This is a genomic window from Streptococcus oralis (assembly GCF_001578945.1).
Lineage (GTDB): Bacteria > Bacillota > Bacilli > Lactobacillales > Streptococcaceae > Streptococcus > Streptococcus oralis_Q.
In genome coordinates this window covers 452,970-475,673 of sequence record NZ_KQ969550.1, presented here as the reverse complement: position 1 = coordinate 475,673, position 22,704 = coordinate 452,970, and the positions used below count along the sequence as shown (strand labels likewise).

The window sequence follows — 22,704 nt, the reverse complement described above, 5'->3', positions numbered from 1 at the left end:
TGGTTTACCTGAGTACTCCTAGTTAGAGCTTGTACTTGGTTTAAAATGGCTAGTCTTTAACAATAATTGTTCCGCTTTCGGACTCGATCAAGGCGCCTAGATTGCTGAGGGAAGTGATAACAGCCTTGCCTTCTGGGCGGTTGGTTACAAAATCAATAGCAGCTTCGACTTTTGGTAGCATGCTACCTGGTGCGAATTGTCCTTGTTTGATGTATTCTTTTAGTTGACTGACAGTAACGTGTTCAAGTTTTTCTTGGTCTGGTTTATTGTAGTTGACATAAACATAGTCTACGCCAGTAAGGACGATAAAGAGGTCAGCTTCGACGAGTTCTGCTAGTCGTTGGGACGCAAAGTCTTTGTCGATAACGGCTTCGACCCCACGTAAGTAACCGTTTTCATTTTTAACAACAGGGATACCTCCTCCACCTGCTGCGATGACAACTTGGCCATTATCGAGCAAGGTACGGATGCTGTTGATTTCTTTGATGTCGATTGGTTTTGGTGAAGCCACTACTTTACGCCAGCCACGACCAGCATCTTCTTTGAAGGTTGCTCCTGTTTTTTCGCTCTCAGCTTTGGCATCTTCTTCTGAGTAGAATGGACCAATTGGTTTTGTAGGATTGATAAAGGCAGGATCTTCCTTATTTACTATAACTTGAGTAACAACAGAAGCGACGTTTTTATCAAGCCCTACATCGAGTAATGCATTATCAAGGGCACATTGTAGCCAAAAACCGATACTACCCTCGGTCATGGCAACCAAAGAATCAAGTGGGAAGGCAGGGTTTTTTTCCGAATCTGCCATCAGGTGTTGAAGTAAAAGATTACCAACCTGAGGACCATTTCCGTGTGTGATAATCAATTCATCCCCGTTTTGAATTAATTTGACCAGATGACGAGCTGTTTCTACCAGAGCAGCTTGTTGAGCTTGGGCAGATGGGTCAGTGGAGAGGATGGCATTTCCGCCTAAAGCAACGACGATTTTTCTATGAGACATGAGCTCTCCTTTCTTTAATATGGTAAACCTGACAGAACTCCAAGAGCTACAGGCAGGTATGATGATAAAATATGAAGTGGAGGTAGCGTCTTTTTAAAAGACAAATTAGTCATTCCTATGAATCAAAAGGGGCTGGACGCATAGCTGACGTTTATCAGAATGAGACCAGAAGGCAAGAAGATGACAAGAGTAAGGTGGCAAATTTGTCAAAGAGAATCCTTGCTTTCTTTCGCTAGAACTGATAAGCTATCATAGCTTTTGTCTCAACCCCTGTGTTGTGTATACGAGTAAGTTTTATACTTTAGGAATATAGAGATTTCCAAGAGTAGCAGCCATAACAGCTTTGATTGTATGCATACGATTTTCCGCTTGGTCAAATTGACGAGCATATTTGCTACGGAAGACTTCGTCTGTTACTTCCATTTCTTCTACGCCAAATTTTTCAGCAACATCTTTACCATAGACAGTGTGAGTGTCGTGGAATGCTGGTAAACAGTGCAGGAAGATCAAGTTTTCGTTGCCAGCTTTCTTCACCAATTCCATGTTAACTTGGTAAGGTTTCAAAAGTGCAACGCGTTCTGCGAATTTGTCTTCTTCACCCATAGATACCCAAACGTCTGTGTAAAGTACGTCTGCGCCTTTAACAGCTTCATCAGCATCTTCAGTGATGAGGACATGTGCGCCACTTTCCTTGGCAAAACCTTCTGCTAATTCAACAATTTCTTTTTCTGGGAAGAGTTCTTTTGGTGAGAAGATGTGAACGTTGACACCAAGGATAGCTCCTGTTACCAGCAAGCTGTTGGCAACGTTGTTACGTCCATCACCACAGTAAACCAATGTCAAGCCTTCCAAGTGACCGAAGTTTTCTTGAACAGTCAAGTAGTCAGCGAGCATTTGAGTTGGGTGCCATTCGTCAGTCAGACCATTCCATACTGGAACACCTGAGAATTCTGCCAGTTCTTCAACCATACGTTGGCTGAAACCACGGAATTCAATCCCGTCAAACATACGACCCAAAACTTTAGCAGTATCTTCAGTAGATTCTTTCTTACCTAACTGAATGTCATTTGCTCCGAGGTATTCTGGATGAGCACCAAGGTCAATAGCTGCAGTTGTAAAGGCTGCACGTGTACGAGTAGAAGTTTTTTCAAATAAGAGAGCGATATTTTTTCCAGCAAGGTAGTGGTGTTGGATATTGCGTTTTTTCAAATCTTTCAAGTGAGCTGAAAGACCGATAAGGTATTCTAACTCTGCGCGGGTAAAGTCTTTTTCTGCTAAAAAGCTACGTCCTTGGAATACTGAATGTGTCATTCTATTATCTCCTCTTTCTATTTTCATTGATAAATACTGAACAGCAATTATACTTCTTCGCGTTCAAATGGCATAGACATACAACGAGGTCCACCACGCCCCCGAACCAATTCACTTCCGCGAATCTTAATCAAGCGAAGCCCGTATTCTTCTAGGATCTTGTTGGTAATGGTATTGCGGGCATAAACGACTACTACACCAGGTGCGATGGTTAAAGTGTTGGAACCGTCATTCCATTGTTCACGCGCAGCAGCTACGATATTGCCGCCACCGCAACGAATCAAATGAACTTTTTCTACGCCAAGGTTTTGAGCCAGAAGCTCAGCCAAGTCACCTTTTTCTTCAACAATTTTGAGTTTTTCATTTTCATAAGTGACAGAGTACACGTGAAGGTTGCCTTCAATTTCTGGATGAATAGTAAACTTGTCGTAGTCAACCATAGTGAATACGGTATCCAAGTGCATGAATTTACGGTTATTGGCAAATTCAAAGGCGAGAACTTTCTTGAAACCAACATTTTTCTTGAAGATGTTCACCAAGAGTTTTTCAATAGAAGCTGCATCTGTACGTTGAGAAATTCCTACTGCGAGAACGTCTTTGGAAAGAACGAGCTCATCTCCACCTTCGATGCGTGTATCTTCCTCACGATTGTAGACTAAATCTACTTTTCCCCCATAGATTGGGTGGTATTTGAAGATATATTTACCGTAAAGTGTTTCACGGTTACGAGTATCCGCAAACATATGGTTAAGTGATACGGCATTACCAATAGTTGCAAATGGGTCGCGAGTGAAATACAAGTTTGGCATTGGGTCAATCGCAAATGGATAATCTGATTCAACTAAGTCAGTCAACCCCTTAGCGTCGTCAGGGATTTCTGGCAATTCAGCTTTTTGAACTCCAGCCATTGTTTTTTCGATCAATTCTTGGTTGTCCTTAATGCCACGAAGCAATTCGCGAATAGCAACCTTGGTTTGACGCCCACGGATGTTGGCTTCGTCTAAATATTCCTCGATAAATTGATCGCGGATTTCTGGAGAAGTCAATGATTCAGCAGCCAGTTGCTCTAGGTAAAGGACTTCAATTCCTTCATCACGAAGAGCTTGAGCAAATGCATCATGTTCTTTTTGAGCATCTTCCAAGAACGGAATGTCATCAAAAAGAAGCCTTTCGAGATAGTCCGGCAATAAGTTTTCCAACTCTTTGCCCGGACGGTGCAACATAACTTTTTTCAGTTTCCCAATTTCTGAGAAGACCTGAATGGGATGTGAAGACATGTGTTTTCCTCCTTAAAAAATTTTACTTCAGTACTTTTGGTACCGCTTACACGTACGTTATACCATATTCTCGGAGGCGTGTCAATAGCAAAAAATTATTAAAAATTTAAATAAAACAAGATTTTAGTAGCATTTTATGTTATTATACGATAGCGAAAGGAATTGAAGTGGGTAAATGTATAAATTTCGATTAAAAAGAATATAATATTTTTTTAAAAAAATCTGCTAAATTTCATATTTTAAGACGGAATGCCCAGGGCTTAACTCGACTCTGGTGAGAAATTAAGAGGGATCACGATTAAAAGTCGCTTAGAAAATCATATGAAATCTTTCTGAAACACATTTCTGAGAGTCACATCGGGATATATTGTACAAATTATAGAATCTTTTCTGGGTATTTAGGAAGGCGTCTTAGTTATATTGACGCTTCGTTTACTTTTTGTTATAGTCAACGATAGAGCTAGTTAAGAAAGTCTATTCACAGCCTGTGGATAAGTCTGGAGAGAAAGTAACATTCCCCTAATGGCGTAGATGAATTTGGATAATAGTCCCAAGGACTGATAACTTGCTAGGGTATTGATAAAAACCGATTGCAGAGGTATTTGGCGAGGGAATGCTGAAACAAAAAATCCCGACTAGAAGAGCTGTAATATGAGAAAATGGGTTCCTAAGCAGATTTTTTATCCACAGTTTGTGGATAACTTTGTGAAAAAGAGAGAGGTTTGAAATGATGAAAAAAATGAAACTACATGGACCTTTACCAAGTCAGGCTCAGCTAGCTTATCTGGAAGATGAACTAGCAGCTTTTATCCATTTTGGTCCCAATACTTTTTACGACCAAGAATGGGGAACAGGTCAGGAGGATCCTGAGCGTTTTGATCCGACCAAGTTAGATGCGCGTGAGTGGGTGCGAGTGCTCAAGGAAACGGGTTTTAAAAAGGTGATTTTGGTGGTTAAGCACCACGACGGCTTTGTCCTCTATCCGACGACTCATACAGATTACTCGGTCAAGGTCAGTCCTTGGAGGAATGGAGAAGGGGACTTGCTCCTTGAAGTTTCTCAAGCTGCCACTGAGTTTGACATGGATATGGGAGTGTATTTGTCTCCATGGGATGCCCACAGTCCCCTCTATCATGTGGACCGAGAAGCGGACTACAATGCCTACTATCTGGCTCAGTTGAAGGAGATTTTGTCGAATCCTGCCTATGGTAATGCTGGGAAGTTTGCTGAGATTTGGATGGACGGTGCTAGAGGAGAAGGTGCTCAAAAGGTCAATTATGAATTTGAGACCTGGTTTGAAACCATTCGTGACTTGCAGGGAGATTGCTTGATTTTCTCAACGGAAGGCACTAGTATTCGCTGGATTGGAAATGAACGAGGCTATGCAGGGGATCCGCTATGGCAAAAAGTCAAGCCAGACCAGTTGGGGACTGAGGCGGAATTGGATTATCTACAGCACGGAGATCCGTCAGGTACGCTTTTTTCAATCGGTGAAGCAGATGTCTCCCTTCGACCGGGCTGGTTTTACCATGAGGATCAGGATCCCAAGTCTCTCGAGGAGTTGGTCGAAATCTACTTTCACTCAGTAGGGCGGGGTACACCTCTCTTACTCAATATTCCGCCTAATAAAGATGGACTCTTTGACGAAAAGGATATCCAGCGTCTCTATGAATTTGCTGCCTACCGTGACGAACTCTATAAAGAAGATTTGGCTCTGGGAGCCAAGGTATCTGGTCCTGCTCTATCATCAGACTTTGCCTGCCACCATCTGACAGATGGATGGGATACCAGTTCATGGGCAAGTGATGCAGAGTTACCAATCCAATTAGAGCTCGATTTAGGATCACCTAAAACTTTTGATGTAATTGAGTTAAGGGAAGATTTGAAGCTAGGGCAACGCATCGCTGCTTTCCATGTTCAGGTGGAGTTGGATGGCGTTTGGCAGGAGTTTGGAACTGGTTATACTGTTGGCTACAAACGTCTCTTGCGAGGGCCAATCGTTGAGGCGCAGAAAATTCGTGTGACCATTACAGAGGCACAGGCTTTGCCTTTGTTGACCAAAATTTCACTCTATAAAACACCTACCTTATCGAAAAAAGAAACTGTTCAGCAACTAGAGTTTTCAGAAAAAAGTCTAGCTGTGACCAAGGGAGAAATTGTCCACTATACAGTTAGGCGCAGAGAATCTAGTATTCCTTTAGAAGCTAAGATTTCGATTCAACCAGGGACAGGGGTGCATGGTGTCGCTTATCGGGACGAGATTCGAGTTCTTACGTTTCAAGCTGGAGAAATTGAAAAAACTCTGACACTGCCGACCCTGTATTTTGCAGGGGATAAAACCTTAGATTTTTATCTGAATTTGACGGTAGAGGGAGAGCTGGTTGACCAGCTTCAGGTCCAAGTTTCATAAAAGAAGAACCTTTGCATGATGCAAAGGTTCTTTTGGTTATGAGTGACTTGGCAACCAGCTGAGGGTGAAGATTAGTTTAGTAGCTTTTAAGAGATCTTGGTGCTGGATATGAGACACTTGAGTGTTATCCAGCTGGCAGTCTTTGACAAAGTTGAAATGGCTGTAGTTTTGCTCAGCAATAATGTCCAGCCATTTATTCTCTTTAGCGAGGTAGATACGGAGATGGTTAAAGAGAGGAATTCCGAGATCGTAGCTTGCTTTGCCTGGACAGGTTGGATAGAATCCAAGGACCGACCAGATGTACCAGGCCGAGAGACTACCGTTGTCCTCATCGCCAGGATAGGCTTCCCAACTTGGGTGAAAGGCTTTCTGGCGTAGCGTCTTGATGAGAAGAGAGGTATAGTCAGGGGAGTCACTATAGCGGAAGAGATAAGGAATGTGGAAGCTCGGTTGGTTGGAAATAGCGAGTTGTCCAAAAGGAGCTGTAGCCATTTCGCTCATTTCGTGAATCTCGTAACCATAGCCCGTCGTCTCAAAGAGGGGAGCATCCTGACAAGCTTTCAAAAGGTAGCGACTAAAGTCTTTTTTTCCACCCATAAGCTGACGCAAACCTGAAATATCATGCAGGACGCCTAAAGTCGCTTGAATGGCAGAGCATTCGGCGTAGTCGCATCCCCAACTATAAGGGGAGAAGTCAGGGCGGAAGTTGCCTTGACTGTCTCGCGCTCGCATGTAACCTGTATCTGCGTCAAATAGATTGCGGTAATTTTGGGCTTGTTTTTCGTAGGTTTTAGCTAGTTCCAGCTGACCGAGTTTTTTAGCACAATTAGCGATACAAAAGTCACTATAGGCGTAGTCTAGAGTGTGGCTGACGCTTTCGTGGAGGTCGGTAGAGAGGTATCCTAGCTCTTGGTATTGGGCTAGTCCGTGACGACCATTGATGCCTAGAGGGTCGGACTTGCTGGCTGTTTCAAGCATGGCTTGGAGAAGTTCTTCTTCTAAGTCAGGTGCCATCTCCTTGCAGGCGCTATCTGCGATAATACCATCTAGCAGGGTACCTGGCATCATGCCGCGTTCATCTGGAGCCAGCCATTTTGGAAGAAAGCCCGTATCGCGGTAGCTATTGAGAAACCCTTCTAAAAAGAGACGATAGTGGTCAGGGATGACCAGAGCAAAGAGAGGGAAAGTGGTGCGGAAGGTATCCCAGAAGCCGTTGTTGCTAAAGAGGACACCGGGCTTGACAGTACCAGAAGCTAGATCCATGTGGATGGCTTGCCCTGACTCATCAACTTCATAAAAAGTTTGTGGGAAGAGGAAGAGTCTGTAGAGACAGTGATCAAAGAAGGTTCGGTCAGCTTCTCCTGTCTCCATAACGTCAAAGCGATGGAGGAGATTTTCCCAGTCCGCTTTCGCACTTGCTTTACAGCTATCAAAGTCCTTTTGAGGTAGATTAAGCAGAGCTTGAGAAGGCGATATGAAAGAAGTCGCTAGTTGGATTTCTACCTGACTATTCGCTAGGTCCATTCGCCAGTCTACTCCTTCCTGCGTAATGGACAGAATGTCAGCGTTCATTCGCAAAGTAGTGAACATGATGAGAGCCTTCTTATTGGTCTCAGTTTTTCCTTCTTGTCTTAGGGCTAGAGTCTGCTTATCTACCTGTTCAACTGTCAGTTCATCTGCTGCGTGAAGATAGAGGGAGAGGGCTTTGCCTTGCTTTTGCTCCAAACGGACAGAAGCGCCATAGCAAGTCGGTGTCAGTTGGGTTTCAATCTGATAGCGCAGGGAGAAAATCTTCAGGTAATGAGGTTGGAAAGAGGCTTTTTCGATATCATAAGAAGACTGGCGATGGAAGAGACTGTCTCCCCCCAGCTGACCTGTGACAGGTGTCAGAAGAAGCCAAGAGTAGTCGCCAATCCAAGGACTGGGTTGATGGGTTAATCGAATCCCCTGAAAGATGGGCAAATGCGGATCGAAAAACCAAGCTCCCTCCTGGTCACTGGTCTGAGGCACAAAATAATTCATCCCAAACGGAACTCCTGTATAGGGCAGGGTGTTGCCTCTGGAAAAAGCATGTTTACTGGCTGTGCCAAAACGGGTATCGATGGTCTCAAGTATTGGTTTCATAGGCACCTCTTTGTAAGCGTTTAATATAGTATAACATGAAATGAACAAAAAAGCTTCAAATCAATACAAACTCCTCAAAGCATGAGCATCTGTGATATGAATAGTACGACGAGTTTTTTGGATATAGTGATGTTTTTCAAAAATCTTAAATTTTCGCGAAATAGTTTCAGGTCTCGTCCCAAGGTAACTAGCAAGTTCTTTTTCTGAAATGGGCAAAGTAAAAGTGAGTTTAGGATTGTCACTTTCTTCAGCAAGGTGAATAAGATAGCAAGCAAGGCGTTGTTCTATTTTTTCAAAGGTTAATAAGGTGACTTGTTCTTCTGTCTGGATTGCTTTTCGGGCATTAAGACGTAGAAGTTGCCAACTAAAATGGGGGAAGCTCTGGAGAAGGTGTTGAAAATCCTTTTTATGAATGATACAAATTTCGGTAGAAACCAGAGCTTCCCCGTAGAGATCCTGATTGTTCTCTTCAAAGAGATAGTTTTCTCCTTCGTAATTTCCTTTGTCGATGATACGAATGCATTGCTCGGTTCCATCATTCGTCAGACGATAGACCTTAAATTGTCCTCTATTTACAATGATTAAACTTTCCTCGTCAAAGGGTGAGAAAATCAACTCGCCCTTTTTAAATTTCTTATGGTGAAACAGACTATGGATACTCTGAAGTTCATCATATGAGAGCGTGCTAAAAAGGGGAATAGTATAAAAACATGATTGGGACATAGAAACTCCTAACATTGAAAAAATTACGGGAACTTGACGAATGTCAATTTTTTAATCAACTAGATACAGTAAAATAAAAACACAACATATAGCGTATGCAATTTTGTTGATATACAATATATTGTACCAAAAAAGGAGAAGTCGTGCAAAAAATTAGATTTTATTATATTAGTTTGAGTGGAAACACAAGTTCCTTTGTTCAACGAGTTAGTCAACATATACAGACAACATACCATAGGGAAGTTGAGTCTCTGAATGTAAAGGATTTGAAGGGGGAACTAATCACGGTGGATGATCCTTTTGTCAGTTTTTTGCCATCTTATCTAGAGGGGGGGAATGGAATTGATACTGGTTTTCGAGAAATTCTGACAGGGAATCTCCGAAAATTTCTGGAGTACCAAGAAAATTTCTGTTATTGCTTAGGAATTGTGGGGAGTGGCAATCGAAATTTTAATAAGCAATTTTGTTTGACAGCTTTTCAATATGCAGAGCAGTTTGGTTTTCCTGTTATTGATGTTTTTGAATTACGGGGAACAGATGAAGATGTGGAGAGAATTTCTAAAAATATACTAGCTAGTTTTGAGAAGGTGGAGGAAAAAATACATGTCAGCTACTAAGGATTATTTTGTTTTGAACAATATGGTGAACATTCCAGTTGATGGAGAAATTCCTCTTCATTATGATAGAGAAGCACTAACAAATTATTTAAAGAATGAAATTGAACCTCATACCTTGCATTTTTCAAGTTTGAAAGAACGCCTCCAGTATTTGATTAGCGAGGACTATGTGGATGAAGAGGTCGTAGGTTTGTATCGCGATGAGGTTGGTAGGATTGACAGTGATTTTTTAGAGGCCTTATATCAAAAAATCAAAGAATATGGTTTTGCCTTTAAGAGTTTTATGGGAGCCTATAAATTTTATAATCAATATGCACTAAAGACCAATGACTCAAAAACCTACTTGGAATCGTTTGAGGATCGTGTGTTTCTTAATGCTCTCTATTTAGGAAATGGCGATCAGAGTTTGGCGATGAAAATTGCAGAGGAAATGATTAGCCAACGATACCAACCCGCAACACCAACGTTTTTAAATGCAGGAAAGAAACGGCGTGGTGAGATGGTCTCTTGTTTCCTAATAGACCTCGATGATTCTATGTTATCTATCGGTCGAGGAGTTAATTCTGCTTTGCAACTTTCTAGACTAGGCGGTGGGGTTGGAGTTAATTTATCCAACTTACGTGCGAGTGGTTCTCCTATAAAAGGAATTGAGCATGCTTCTTCGGGAGTACTTCCTGTAATGAAGCTATTAGAAGACTCTTTTAGCTATAGCAATCAACTAGGACAGAGAAATGGAGCAGGGGTCGTTTACTTGAATGTCTTTCATCAGGATATTCTCGCCTTTTTATCAACTAAGAAGGAGAATGCGGATGAAAAAATTCGTGTCAAAACCCTCTCTCTGGGGTTGGTTGTTCCTGATAAATATTACGAGCTGATTAAAACAAATCAACCCATGTATCTGTTTAATCCTTATCATGTTGAAAAAGTTTATGGGAAGCCTTTTTCGTACGTAGATATCACGGCTGAATACGATCAATTGGTTGCAAATCCAGCTATTGAAAAGACTGTTATTCAAGCAAGAGAATTGGAACAGGAAATTTCTCGCTTGCAACAGGAATCTGGATATCCTTATATTCTAAACATTGATGTGGCCAATCGTGAGAATCCCGTCAAAGGAAAAATCATCATGAGTAACCTTTGTTCAGAAATTTTACAACCACAGACTCCATCTGTATTAAATAATGATCTGTCCTATCATGAGGTGGGAACGGATATTAGTTGCAATCTCGGGTCAACCAATATTGTTAATTTGTTGAAATCTGAGAATTTTGCTGCCTCTGTTGATACAATGGTTCGTGCCTTAACAACTGTTACGGATCTAGAGTCTGTTGAAGAGGTGCCTACAGTAAATAAGGGAAATCGTCTCTATCATACGATAGGACTCGGAGCGATGGGATTACATACAGCCCTCGCTTTGCATCAAATCAAGTATGGTTCAAAAGAGTCTTTAGAATTTACAGAAGCTTACTTCTTAGCATTGAATTATCATTCTTTAGTATCTAGCAATAAAATCGCACAAGAACGACATGAAACGTTTTACGAATTTGCAGATTCACGCTATGCTGATGGAAGTTACTTTTCACCATATGTGGAGCAGGAGTTTGTATTTAGATTTCCTAAAATAGCAGCAATTTTTAAGAATATTCCTATTCCAACAAAAGAAGATTGGAAAGTACTAAGGGAAAAAGTCATGAAAGATGGTCTCTACCATCGGAATCGTTTGGCGGTGGCACCTAATGGTTCTATCTCTTATATCAATGAAACGAGCGCTTCTCTTCATCCGATTACTCAGTTGGTAGAAAATCGGCAGGAAAAAAAGGTGGGATCGCTCTTTTATCCTGCTCCGTATCTATCAAATGATACCTTGCCATTTTATACGACCGCTTATGACATGGATCAGCGTAAAATTATTGATGTGTATGCAGTTGCGCAAAAACACATTGATCAGGGGATGAGTTTGACTCTCTTTATGCGTTCACAATTACCTGAAGGACTGTATGAATGGAAAACTAAAGGGAACACAATGCTAACTACACGTGACTTAAACCGTCTTCGGAATTACGCATGGCGAAAAGGGATAAAATCACTTTATTATGTCAGAACCTATACAGAGGATGACGAATTTAACAGTGTAAATAGCTGTGAATCTTGTATGATTTAAGGAGAGAAGATGTCAAAAAAATTTCTATATTACAAAGCAATCAACTGGAATGAGATTGAGGATGAATTGGATAACGCTACGTGGGAGAGAGCGACATCGTTATTTTGGCTAGACAATCGAATTCCAATTGAAAATGACAAACCTGCTTTTAATCGTTTGTCGGTAGAGGAAAAGCAAGAATTAAATCGTTCGCTTATCTTTCTTGCAAATTTATCAACTTACCAGTCGTTGGAGGCAGAGGAGTTTATACGGCATAGTGAACGCTCACAACAGGAGGTTGCTATTGTAAACAATCTACAGTTCACTGAAATGGTAAATACCAAGGCCTATAATACTATTTTATACTCCTTTAATGAGGATGAACAGGAGGTGGCATCCTTATTTGAGTGGGTAGACCAACATAAATTGGTAGTAGAGCGACTAGAGAGAGTAGATACGGTATATCATAGCAAAAATGCGATTCAGAAGCGCTTTATGGCCACCTGTGTTGAAGGGATTATGACCTATAGCCAACTCACCTTTTTAATGAAGTTGTGGATTCAAAAGGGATTTACCAATCTTGGTGAAATGGTGAAAATGATCCTCTTGAATGAGTCCTTGCATTGCGAGTATTTACTACACAAAGTGAATGTACTTTTAGCAAAAATGAACAAAGTTGATCAAATTTCATTTCAATCATGGGCCCTTGAAATGATTGACCAGATTTTAAAAACAGAGAAGAAGATTATTTGCGAGCTCTATACGGCTCCTGTTACTCAAGAACTGATTCAAAATCTTGTACAGAGAGAGGCCAATCATTTGTTAGAGAGTATCGGAGTTGAAGCGAAGTACCCAGTTGATACGGAGCTTCTCTCCACACTTGATCGCGTATTGAGTAGACTGAGAAAGCACGAACTCCTCGGACAAATGTCGGCTCATAGGATAGAGAAATCACATGACGATGACTATGACTTTTAAGGAGGATTTATATGTTACATCAGACATTGAATTGGAAAGAAGTTGAGGATGAGCTAGACGACTATGTTTGGGATAAAGCCACAGCACAATTTTGGATTGATACTCGTGTCCCTGTATCAAATGACTTACTTGACTGGAAGCGACTATCAGATCCGGAAAAAGAAGTAGTCAAAAAAGCGGTTGGGGGGCTAGCTTTACTCGATACGCTTCAATCGGAAGAAGGGTTGTATTCTATTAAACAGCACGTTCGCACTCGTAAGGAGAGAGCGGTTCTGAGTGATTTTACATTTATGGAATCCATCCATGCTAAGACATACGGGACCATATTGATTTCATTAAGTACCTTTAAGGAAATTGAGGAAATATATAACTGGATGAATCAGGATCCCAAAATGCAATATAAGGCTCAAAGGGTAAATGAAATGTACCAGCACGGAACCCCTTTACAGGTGATGGTAGCGAGTGTGTTTTTAGAGGGAATTCTATATTATAGCAACTTTTTCATACCGCTTTGGTATCGTGGACAAAATAAACTGGCTAATCTAGCAGAGTTAATCAAATTGGTAATTCGAGACGAATCTGTACATGGAACTTACCTAGGTTATAAATTTCGCTTGACCTTTGACGAGCTCACAGAAGCAGAACAACAGGAGTTTACGACATGGATGTATCGCTTTTTGGATGATCTTTTAGAAAATGAGTTTGCATATACAGATGAAGTCTATGCGCCACTGGGTTTGGCGGAGGAGGTAAAAGTATTTGTGAAATACAATGCGAATAAAGCACTACAAAATATGGGCTTTCAAAGTTATTTTTCAGATATTACAGCATCTGATGTTAATCCAATTGTTATGAATGGCATTTCGATTGAAACAGCCAATCATGATTTCTTTTCTCAAGTGGGTGCGGGCTATTTAATGGGAAATGCAGAAGCAATGCTAGATGATGACTATGATTTTTAGAATGAACGAAGTGATTTTAGCGGGAAATTCTATTTAATTTTTTCATAAGTTTGTTTCAAAACGCCTTTAGTTTGTGTATATCTTTTAGGGGCGTTTTTTTTTATACTGAAAATGAAAAAATGTTTGTTTGAAAGAGAGTTTGTTGGCCATGGTTTATACAAAAGAAATCGTAAGAGACTGGCTGGATCAAGTGGCGGAAAAGGCCAAGGAGCATCCAGAGTGGGTAGCAGTTTTTGAACGCTGCTACACCGATACCTTGGACAATACAGTGGAGATTTTAGAAGACGGCTCGACCTTTGTCTTGACTGGGGATATTCCAGCCATGTGGTTGCGAGACTCGACAGCCCAGTTACGGCCCTATCTCCATGTAGCAAAAAAGGATGAAAAGCTCAGAAAGACCATTGCTGGGTTGGTCAAACGCCAGATGACCTTGATTCTCAAAGATCCCTATGCCAATTCTTTTAATATTACAGACAACTGGAAGGGACACCATGAGACCGACCATACGGATCTTAATGGCTGGATCTGGGAGCGCAAATACGAAGTGGATTCGCTGTGCTATCCCTTGCAGTTGGCTTATCTTCTTTGGAAGGAGACAGGAGAGACCAGTCAGTTTGATGAAACCTTTGTCACAGCAACCCAGGAGGTCCTCCATCTCTGGACAGTAGAGCAGGATCATAAGAACTCACCTTACCGTTTTGTCCGTGATACTGACCGCAAGGAAGATACGCTGGAAAATGATGGTTTTGGTCCAGATTTTGCGGTGACAGGGATGACCTGGTCGGCCTTTCGTCCTAGTGACGACCGCTGTGAATACAGCTACTTGATCCCGTCCAATATGTTTGCGGTTGTGGTCTTGGGCTATGTGCAGGAAATCTTTTCAGAGCTGGACATAGTAGCTGATCCCAAGAGCATCCTTGCAGAAGCCAAACGCCTCCAAGCTGAAATTCAGGAAGGAATTGAAACCTATGCTTACACCACCAACCAAAAGGGTGAGAAGATCTATGCCTTTGAAGTAGACGGCTTGGGTCATGCCCGGATCATGGATGATCCCAATGTTCCGAGCCTTCTAGCCGCCCCTTATCTGGGATATTGTAGCATCGAAGACGAGGTCTATCAAGCGACTCGTCGCACCATTTTTAGCCCAGAAAATCCCTACTACTATGAGGGAACCCAGGCCAAGGGGCTGGGCAGTCCTCACACTTTTTACCGCTATATTTGGCCGATTGGTCTCGTGATCCAAGGTTTGACCACGACGGACAAGACTGAAAAAAAAGCGATTTTGGATCAACTAGTCGCTTGCGATGGGGGAACCGGTGTCATGCATGAAAGTTTTCACGTAGACGATCCAACCCTCTTCTCACGGGAATGGTTCTCCTGGGCCAATATGATGTTCTGTGAACTGGTTTTGGATTACTTGGATATTCGCTAGTCGGCTAGGTTCAAATTAGTACAGAATAACAAATATATAACTAGAAAAATTTGATTTAGATAGAGGTTTACCTTTATGGAAAACGTTGTTGTACACATTATTTCTCACAGTCACTGGGACCGTGAGTGGTACCTACCCTTTGAAAGCCACCGCATGCAGTTGGTGGAGCTTTTTGACAATCTCTTTGATCTCTTTGAAAATGACCCAGAGTTCAAGAGTTTTCACCTAGATGGACAAACCATTGTTTTAGATGATTATTTGGAAATTCGCCCTGAAAACCGTGACAAGGTACAGCGTTACATTGATGAGGGCAAGCTTAAAATTGGGCCTTTTTACATCTTGCAGGATGATTACCTGATCTCTAGTGAAGCAAATGTCCGCAATACCTTAATCGGGCAGCAAGAAACAGCCAAGTGGGGCAAATCTACCCAGATTGGCTACTTCCCAGATACCTTTGGAAATATGGGCCAAGCTCCGCAAATCCTACAAAAATCAGGCATCCACGTGGCAGCCTTTGGTCGTGGGGTCAAACCAATTGGTTTTGACAACCAAGTGTTAGAAGACGAGCAATTTACTTCACAATTTTCAGAAATGTACTGGCAGGGTGCAGACGGAAGTCGTGTCCTCGGTATCCTCTTTGCCAACTGGTACAGTAATGGAAATGAAATCCCAGTTGATAAGGATGAAGCCCTAACCTTTTGGAAACAGAAATTGTCAGACGTACGGGACTATGCTTCGACCAACCAATGGCTCATGATGAATGGTTGCGACCACCAGCCTGTACAGCGAAATCTGAGCGAAGCCATTCGTGTGGCCAATGAACTCTTCCCAGATGTGACCTTTATCCATAGTTCTTTTGATGACTATGTCCACGCAGTAGAGAGTGCCCTACCTGAGCAACTATCTACGGTTACAGGTGAGTTGACCAGTCAAGAAACAGATGGTTGGTACACACTTGCCAACACTTCTTCATCACGCATTTACCTCAAACAAGCCTTCCAAGAAAATAGCAACCTCCTAGAACAAGTAGTGGAGCCATTGACTGTCATCACTGGTGGGCACAACCATAAGGACCAGTTGACCTATGCTTGGAAGATCCTTCTCCAAAATGCGCCACATGACAGTATCTGTGGCTGTAGCGTGGACGAGGTTCACCGTGAGATGGAAACACGTTTTGCCAAGGTCAACCAAGTTGGAAACTTTGTTAAGATCAACCTTCTCAACGAATGGAAGGGCAAAATCGCAACTCACGAAGCGCAAAGCGATCATCTTTTTACAGTCATCAATACAGGCTTGCATGACAAGGTCGATACTGTCAGCACAGTGATTGATGTTGCGACTTGTGATTTCAAGGAATTGCACCCAACAGAAGGTTACAAGAAGATGGCCGCTCTTACCTTGCCAAGCTACCGTGTCGAAGATTTGGAGGGGCATGCTGTAGAAGCGAAAATTGAAGATTTAGGAGCTAATTTTGAGTATGATTTGCCAAAAGACAAGTTCCGCCAAGCTCGTATCGCTCGTCAAGTGCGCGTGACAGTCCCCGTTCACTTAGCTCCACTTTCGTGGACAACCTTCCAATTGCTTGAAGGTGACCAAGTGCATCATGATGGGATTTACCAAAACGGAGTGATTGATACGCCATTTGTAACGGTAAGTGTGGATGAGGGCGTAACGGTTTATGATAAAACAACTCACGAAGCCTATGAAGACTTTATCCGCTTTGAAGACCGCGGGGACATCGGGAATGAGTACATTTACTTCCAACCAAAAGGTACAGAGCCAATCTATGCAGAGCTTAAAGGTTATGAAGTCTTGGAAAATACAGCTCGCTTTGCTAAAGTTTTGCTCAAGCATGAATTGACCATACCTGTCAGTGCAGATGAAAAACTAGATGCGGAACAAAGAGGCATCATCGAGTTTATGACGCGTGAAGCCGGACGTTCAGAGGAGTTGACAACCATCCCTCTTGAAACTGAAATGACTATTTTTGTTGATAATCCACAGATTCGCTTCAAGACTCGCTTTACCAATACTGCTAAAGACCACCGAATCCGTCTCTTGGTTAACACCCATAACCAAAGCAAGACCAATGATTCTGAAAGCATCTATGAAGTCGTGACCCGCCCTAACCAACCAGCTCCTGTATGGGAAAATCCTGAAAATCCTCAACACCAACAAGCCTTTGTCAGTCTGTATGATGATGAAAAAGGGGTTACAGTGGCTAATAAAGGATTGCACGAATACGAAATCCTTAGAGACGACACCATTGCAGTGACCATTCTTCGTGCCTCAGGTGAGTTAGGTGACTGGGGTTATTTCCCAACACCAGAGGCTCAGTGCTTGCGTGAGTTTGAAGTCGAGTTTGCGCTTGAATGCCACCAAGCAGGAGAACGCTTCTCAGCTTTCCGTCGTGCTAAGGCTTTCCAAACGCCATTTACTAGCCTTCAAGTTGCCAAACAAGAAGGTAGTGTTGCTACGACAGGTAGTCTATTGAATCATGCGGCTCTCAGCTTGCCACAAGTCTGCCCGACAGCCTTTAAAGTTGCTGAAAACGAAGAAGGATATGTACTTCGTTACTACAATATGAGTCAAGAAAATGTGCGTGTTTCAGAAAAACAACAAACAATCCTTGACTTGCTTGAGCGCCCATATCCAGTTCATTCAGGGCTTCTCTCGCCACAAGAAATTCGTACAGAATTGATTAAAAAAGAAGAAATCTAAACTTTTCTAAAGGATTCCAGCCATCGCAGTAGTTATTTACTAATCTTGTAGGCAAACAGTTTTTGTTGTAGCATGCAAGCATATATTTCTGATATGTGAACTACAAAGATAAGCTGGATGAAAATACGGAATAGACACTATGACATAGAAAGGGGAGCGAAAATACAAAAATGAATGTTTTCGCTCCTTATTGTGGTAAAAATAATGACTATCGCAACGATTGATATTGGAGGAACTGGCATTAAGTTTGCCAGTCTAACTCCTGATGGAAAAATACTGGATAAGGCAAGTACCCCAACACCAGAAAGTTTGGAGGATTTACTTACTTGGCTAGACCAACACTTATCAGCGCAAACTTACCGTGGGATTGCCATGAGTGTCCCAGGAGCGGTAAATCAAGAGACAGGTGTGATTGACGGATTTAGTGCTGTTCCTTATATACACGGATTTTCTTGGTATGAAACACTCAGGCGCTACCAGATTCCTGTTCATCTGGAAAACGATGCCAACTGTGTCGGACTCAGTGAATTACTAGCTCATCCAGAGATTGAAAATGCAGCTTGTGTTGTCGTCGGGACAGGGATTGGCGGTGCTATGATTATCAATGGTAAGTTGCATCGGGGTCGCCACGGCTTGGGAGGAGAATTTGGCTATATGACTACTCTTGCACCTGCTGAAAATCTCAATAACTGGTCGCAATTAGCCTCAACAGGTAGCCTTGTTCGGCATGTGATTGAAAAATCTGGTCGAACCGATTGGGACGGTCGCAAGATTTACCAAGAGGCGGCGGCAGGCAATGCCCTTTGTCAAGAAGCTATTGGCCGCATGAATCGCAATTTGGCTCAAGGACTGCTTAATATCCAATATCTTATCGATCCTGATGTGATTAGTTTGGGTGGTTCTATCAGTCAAAATTCTGATTTTATCGCAGGTGTCAAAAAAGCTGTTGACAAACTTGTAGAAGACTATGAAGAATATACTGTTGCACCCCTTATTCGGGCCTGTACTTATCATGCAGATGCCAATCTTTACGGTGCTTTAGTCAATTGGTTACAGGAGGAAAAAGAATGGTAATTTTTACAGGACTTAGTCCCAAACAAACTCAGGCAATCGACTTGCTGACAAAACATATCTCTTTACCAGATGTGGAAGTTGCAGTCGCTCAGTCTGATCAAGCCTCTATCTCTATTAAGGGTGAGGGGGGACAGTATCAACTAACCTATCGCAAACCTCATCAACTCTACCGCGCCTTGTCCTTGTTAGCGACAACTCTAGTAGAAGATGACAAAGTAGCGATTGAGGAGCAGGCGGCTTATGAAGATTTGGCCTACATGGCAGACTGTTCTCGAAATGCGGTACTGAATGTGGCTTCTGCCAAGCAGATGATTGAGGTCTTGGCTCTCATGGGCTACTCAACCTTTGAGCTCTATATGGAGGACACCTACCAGATTGAGGGGCAACCTTACTTTGGTTACTTCCGCGGGGCTTATTCAGCTGAGGAATTACAGGAAATCGAAGCCTACGCCCAGCAGTTTGATATGACCTTTGTGCCCTGTATCCAGACCTTGGCCCACTTGTCGGCCTTTGTCAAATGGGGTGTCAAGGAAGTACAGGTCTTGCGCGATGTAGAGGACATTCTCCTGATCGGAGAAGACAAGGTTTATGACTTGATTGATGGCATGTTTGCCACTCTATCTAAACTGCAGACTCGCAAGGTCAATATCGGTATGGATGAGGCTCACTTAGTTGGTTTGGGACGCTATCTCATCTTAAACGGCGTTGTGGACCGCAGTCTTCTCATGTGCCAACACTTGGAGCGTGTGCTGGATATTGCTGACAAGTATGGTTTCCACTGCCAGATGTGGAGCGATATGTTCTTCAAACTCATGTCAGCAGATGGCCAGTACGACCGTGACGTGGAAATTCCAGAGGAAACTCGTGTCTACCTAGACCGTCTCAAAGACCGTGTAACCTTGGTTTACTGGGATTATTATCAGGATAGCGAGGAAAAATACAACCGCAATTTCCGCAACCATCACAAGATTAGCCAAGATATTGCCTTTGCAGGGGGCGCTTGGAAATGGATCGGCTTTACACCCAATAATCACTTTAGCAGCCTGATTGCTATCGAGGCCAATAAAGCCTGTCGTGCCAATGACATCAAAGAAGTCATTGTAACGGGTTGGGGGGACAATGGTGGTGAAACAGCCCAGTTCTCTATCCTACCAAGCTTGCAAATCTGGGCAGAACTCAGCTACCGCAATGATTTAGACCGTTTGTCTGCTCATTTTAAGACTAATACAGGTCTATCTGTTGAGGATTTCATGCAGATTGACTTGGCCAATCTCTTGCCAGATCTGCCAGCCAATCTCAGTGGGATCAACCCCAATCGCTATGTCTTTTATCAGGATATTCTCTGCCCGCTTTTGGATCAGCATATCAATCCTGAACAAGACCGAGCACACTTTGAAAAGGCCGCAGCAGGCTTGACAGTTATTTCCCAACAAGCAGGGCCTTATGCTTACCTTTTTGAAACTCAGGCCCAGTTGAACCAGATTTTAAGTAGCAAAGTCGATGTAGGACGACGCATTCGTGAAGCTTATAAAGCCGGTGACAAAGTCAGCTTGCAGCAAATCGTCAGACAAGAATTACCAAAACTCAGAAGCGAGATCGAAGATTTCCACCAAACCTTTAGCCACCAATGGCTAAAAGAAAATAAGGTCTTTGGCTTGGATACAGTCGATATCCGAATGGGCGGACTTTTGCAACGTATCAAACGAGCAGAAAGCCGCATCGAGGCTTATCTGGCAGGACAGATTGACCGCATCGACGAACTAGAGGTTGAAATCCTACCATTTACTGATTTCTACGCAGACAAGGATTTCTCAGCAACTACAGCTAATCAGTGGCATACCATTGCGACAGCTTCGACTATCTACACAACCTAGGAAAACAATCTAGAAAAACATCCTGCAGGAAATCAACTGCAGGATGTTTCTTGTGAAACAGATAATTTTTCCTTTTCTCAAACCAGTTCCTGAAATGCACGAAATAGCGCCTGAACAGCAATTTACACTATGATGGCCTTGAGTTATAATTGAAAATGCAACTGAAGTTTTCAGAAACTTCCCAAAGATTTCCACCTGAGTCAGAGTTTTTTTTGAATCTGGAATCATCAGTGGGAATTACTGAAGGCTGGCGATTTGGTCTATCGCATGATTCGATATGCCTTTGGCGGTTAAGAAAATAGAGAAGCTGGTTCAAAGTCTTCAGCTTCCAAATGAGTTTCGTAATAAACGAATGACGCAGTAGCTATTTGGGCTCTTTCGTCGCTTCTCAAGCTGGTAAGAACTCCTAATCATCCTTGCGGGGATTGGAACTACTCTCCTTCTATTTTTTGTCAATCATTTCTTATATTAGTCAAGATCATTTGTCAGATAGGGTTTTGTTTTCTATCAGCATTTTGGGAATTCTCTATCTTGCCTATTACGGGATTTTACGGACTCAAGAGGGGGATGTTACTCTGTTTTATCATCCCAGAAAATTAAACAATCTTCGCTACGATCTGCTTCGCTTCATTGCTTGTTTTTCGCTCATCTTTTTACCCTATGGGCTGATTTTAGCCTTTTTAACAGGCGCATATTTTAGTTATTTGCTAGACTACTTGTTACCTGTTTTGATTTTTTTGGGAATCCATTATCTGTTACCCCTACCTATAGAGAAGTACAAAAGTAATCGCTTGGTAACTCTTTCTCAGATTTTTATGAGTGGCTTGCTGGCAACGACTCTCCTACTAGTTTTTTCAGTTTTCTTATAGGGAAAACTCCCCCAAACCAGTCCCAATATCAGACAAGATCTCATCAAGGTTTTCCTTGATGTTTTTTGATGGGTCTTAATCTTTTCAAAGCAGGTCAGCAGCGTTTAGTCCTATATAGTCCCACAAGAGTCTTTTGAGCAATCTGTGCCTAGTTTTCTAATTTGCAGATGATTTTTACTGTCTATTAGGGCAGAAATACAGGATATAAATGATACGTTCCAATCATTTGGAGTCTAAAAGATAAAATAAATGCAGGAAATTCTTAAATTTTTACAAAAAATAATTGACACGTTCCAAAAATGGTGTATAATGAAATGGAAGGGTTTACAAAAACCAAAGAACAGCAGAAAGGAATGCTTTAAATGGAAACATTAGCAGACTTACGAAAAAAAGGGGTTCTAGTGGCTGCTCACCGTGGAACGAGTGGGGGCAACGTGATCCAAAATACCAGCCTAGCCTATCTGAATGCTCTTAGACATGGGGCGGATATGGTGGAGGTCGATGTTGTCCGCAGCACGGATGGAAAATTCTTTGGCTTTCATGATGGTCAAGAAAAGATTGTATTTGGAGAAGCGGTGGATATTTTAAAAATGTCAGCTGAAGAAATCCAAAACCAGCAAGTTCAAAATACTTCAGGAGAGCCTATTGATCAAAAGGTTGAAAGTTTGGAATTGATTTTTCACAAGCTCCTCGGAAAAACCTGGATTAACGTAGATCGTAGCTGGTTTTACTGGGATACTTTCTTGGATGAGTTGAAAAGCTCCAAGGCTCTCCCTCAGCTCCTCTTAAAGGCCCCTGCCAAGAAAGAATACTTGGACCAGTTGGCAGCGTCTGGCTTAGACATTCAGTTTATGCCCATTGTCGCAACCAAGGAAGAGTTAGACCTAGCCCTTTCTTATGAAAATCTGCAAATTGCAGCAGTAGAGTTGATCTTTGAACATTTTGATTCGGAATTGCTAGAAGCATCTTTACTCGAAGAACTAAAAGCAAAAGGCATCCTTCTCTGGGTTAACGCTTTGACCTTAAATGATTCCATCCTTTTATCTGCAGGTTTGGATGACAATTTAGCCATTACAGAAGGACCAGAAGTAAGTTGGGGACGATTGATTGATTTAGGGTTTGACATTATTCAAACCGATTGGCCACTTTACTTGAAAAACTATATTCAACACAAAGAAACTATTGGAGGATAAAC

The 22,704-nt window shown here is 42.2% G+C and carries 15 protein-coding genes; 10 read left to right on the top strand and 5 right to left on the bottom strand.

The window, feature by feature from the left end; genetic code table 11:
- Window positions 1-49: 49 nt before the first annotated feature.
- The 3 genes from arcC to arcA form a co-directional block, all read right to left on the bottom strand.
- A complete protein-coding gene (gene arcC / locus SORDD16_RS02160; protein WP_061452190.1) occupies window positions 50-997 on the bottom strand; it encodes a carbamate kinase in 948 nt (315 codons plus the stop codon).
- A gap of 294 nt (window positions 998-1,291) precedes the next feature.
- The gene (gene argF, locus SORDD16_RS02155) at window positions 1,292-2,308 is read right to left on the bottom strand and encodes an ornithine carbamoyltransferase (RefSeq protein WP_061452189.1); all 1,017 of its coding nucleotides are present in this window, start codon (window positions 2,306-2,308) and stop codon (window positions 1,292-1,294) included.
- 47 nt (window positions 2,309-2,355) lie between these two features.
- Window positions 2,356-3,585: an arginine deiminase gene (gene arcA / locus SORDD16_RS02150; RefSeq protein WP_061452188.1), complete on the bottom strand. Its 1,230-nt coding sequence runs from the start codon at window positions 3,583-3,585 to the stop codon at window positions 2,356-2,358.
- Window positions 3,586-4,315: 730 nt separating this feature from the next.
- Between arcA and SORDD16_RS02145 the strand changes: the two genes are divergently transcribed.
- Window positions 4,316-5,995, top strand: a complete 1,680-nt coding sequence (locus SORDD16_RS02145) for an alpha-L-fucosidase (protein ID WP_061452273.1) — start codon at window positions 4,316-4,318, stop codon at window positions 5,993-5,995.
- 36 nt (window positions 5,996-6,031) lie between these two features.
- On the opposite strand, the gene SORDD16_RS02140 is transcribed toward SORDD16_RS02145, so the two are convergent.
- Both SORDD16_RS02140 and SORDD16_RS02135 read right to left on the bottom strand, forming a co-directional pair.
- Window positions 6,032-8,119 carry a GH92 family glycosyl hydrolase gene (locus SORDD16_RS02140; RefSeq protein WP_061452187.1) on the bottom strand — a complete coding sequence of 696 codons (2,088 nt, stop codon included), beginning with the start codon at window positions 8,117-8,119 and terminating at the stop codon, window positions 6,032-6,034.
- A 60-nt stretch (window positions 8,120-8,179) separates the two neighbouring features.
- Window positions 8,180-8,842, bottom strand: coding sequence for a Crp/Fnr family transcriptional regulator (locus SORDD16_RS02135; protein WP_164966471.1), 663 nt, complete (start codon window positions 8,840-8,842; stop codon window positions 8,180-8,182).
- 143 nt (window positions 8,843-8,985) lie between these two features.
- On the opposite strand from SORDD16_RS02135, the gene nrdI reads away from it, so the two are divergent.
- The 9 genes from nrdI to SORDD16_RS02085 all read left to right on the top strand — a co-directional run bounded on the left by nrdI (window position 8,986) and on the right by SORDD16_RS02085 (window position 22,702).
- Complete coding sequence (gene nrdI / locus SORDD16_RS02130) at window positions 8,986-9,459, top strand: class Ib ribonucleoside-diphosphate reductase assembly flavoprotein NrdI (protein WP_061452185.1); 474 nt, start codon at window positions 8,986-8,988, stop codon at window positions 9,457-9,459.
- Window positions 9,446-11,620: a class 1b ribonucleoside-diphosphate reductase subunit alpha gene (gene nrdE / locus SORDD16_RS02125; RefSeq protein ID WP_061452184.1), complete on the top strand. Its 2,175-nt coding sequence runs from the start codon at window positions 9,446-9,448 to the stop codon at window positions 11,618-11,620. Before nrdI ends, nrdE begins: the two co-directional genes overlap by 14 nt.
- Before the next feature lie 9 nt (window positions 11,621-11,629).
- Window positions 11,630-12,577 carry a ribonucleotide-diphosphate reductase subunit beta gene (locus SORDD16_RS02120; protein WP_061452183.1) on the top strand — a complete coding sequence of 316 codons (948 nt, stop codon included), beginning with the start codon at window positions 11,630-11,632 and terminating at the stop codon, window positions 12,575-12,577.
- An 11-nt stretch (window positions 12,578-12,588) separates the two neighbouring features.
- Window positions 12,589-13,539, top strand: a complete 951-nt coding sequence (gene nrdF, locus SORDD16_RS02115; protein WP_061452182.1) for a class 1b ribonucleoside-diphosphate reductase subunit beta — start codon at window positions 12,589-12,591, stop codon at window positions 13,537-13,539.
- Between the two features lie 148 nt (window positions 13,540-13,687).
- Complete coding sequence (locus SORDD16_RS02110; RefSeq protein ID WP_061452272.1) at window positions 13,688-14,971, top strand: glycoside hydrolase family 125 protein; 1,284 nt, start codon at window positions 13,688-13,690, stop codon at window positions 14,969-14,971.
- A 75-nt stretch (window positions 14,972-15,046) separates the two neighbouring features.
- Window positions 15,047-17,692, top strand: a complete 2,646-nt coding sequence (locus tag SORDD16_RS02105; protein ID WP_061452181.1) for an alpha-mannosidase — start codon at window positions 15,047-15,049, stop codon at window positions 17,690-17,692.
- 204 nt (window positions 17,693-17,896) lie between these two features.
- Window positions 17,897-18,766: an ROK family protein gene (locus tag SORDD16_RS02100; protein WP_061452271.1), complete on the top strand. Its 870-nt coding sequence runs from the start codon at window positions 17,897-17,899 to the stop codon at window positions 18,764-18,766.
- Window positions 18,760-20,640 (top strand): beta-N-acetylhexosaminidase, encoded by a 1,881-nt coding sequence (locus SORDD16_RS02095; protein WP_061452180.1) that lies wholly within the window; start codon window positions 18,760-18,762, stop codon window positions 20,638-20,640. Before SORDD16_RS02100 ends, SORDD16_RS02095 begins: the two co-directional genes overlap by 7 nt.
- A 1,231-nt stretch (window positions 20,641-21,871) precedes the next feature.
- A complete protein-coding gene (locus SORDD16_RS02085; RefSeq protein ID WP_061452178.1) occupies window positions 21,872-22,702 on the top strand; it encodes a glycerophosphodiester phosphodiesterase family protein in 831 nt (276 codons plus the stop codon).
- Window positions 22,703-22,704: the final 2 nt, after the last annotated feature.

Coding starts and splice junctions, on each gene's coding strand:
- SORDD16_RS02105 (WP_061452181.1), top strand. CDS start 15,047: ATGGAAAACGTTGTTGTACACATTATTTCTCACAGTCACTGGGACCGT.
- SORDD16_RS02085 (WP_061452178.1), top strand. CDS start 21,872: ATGGAAACATTAGCAGACTTACGAAAAAAAGGGGTTCTAGTGGCTGCT.
- SORDD16_RS02110 (WP_061452272.1), top strand. CDS start 13,688: ATGGTTTATACAAAAGAAATCGTAAGAGACTGGCTGGATCAAGTGGCG.
- SORDD16_RS02120 (WP_061452183.1), top strand. CDS start 11,630: ATGTCAAAAAAATTTCTATATTACAAAGCAATCAACTGGAATGAGATT.
- arcA (WP_061452188.1), bottom strand. CDS start 3,585: ATGTCTTCACATCCCATTCAGGTCTTCTCAGAAATTGGGAAACTGAAA.
- SORDD16_RS02145 (WP_061452273.1), top strand. CDS start 4,316: ATGAAAAAAATGAAACTACATGGACCTTTACCAAGTCAGGCTCAGCTA.
- SORDD16_RS02140 (WP_061452187.1), bottom strand. CDS start 8,119: ATGAAACCAATACTTGAGACCATCGATACCCGTTTTGGCACAGCCAGT.
- nrdE (WP_061452184.1), top strand. CDS start 9,446: ATGTCAGCTACTAAGGATTATTTTGTTTTGAACAATATGGTGAACATT.
- arcC (WP_061452190.1), bottom strand. CDS start 997: ATGTCTCATAGAAAAATCGTCGTTGCTTTAGGCGGAAATGCCATCCTC.
- nrdF (WP_061452182.1), top strand. CDS start 12,589: ATGTTACATCAGACATTGAATTGGAAAGAAGTTGAGGATGAGCTAGAC.
- SORDD16_RS02135 (WP_164966471.1), bottom strand. CDS start 8,842: ATGTCCCAATCATGTTTTTATACTATTCCCCTTTTTAGCACGCTCTCA.
- SORDD16_RS02095 (WP_061452180.1), top strand. CDS start 18,760: ATGGTAATTTTTACAGGACTTAGTCCCAAACAAACTCAGGCAATCGAC.
- SORDD16_RS02100 (WP_061452271.1), top strand. CDS start 17,897: ATGACTATCGCAACGATTGATATTGGAGGAACTGGCATTAAGTTTGCC.
- argF (WP_061452189.1), bottom strand. CDS start 2,308: ATGACACATTCAGTATTCCAAGGACGTAGCTTTTTAGCAGAAAAAGAC.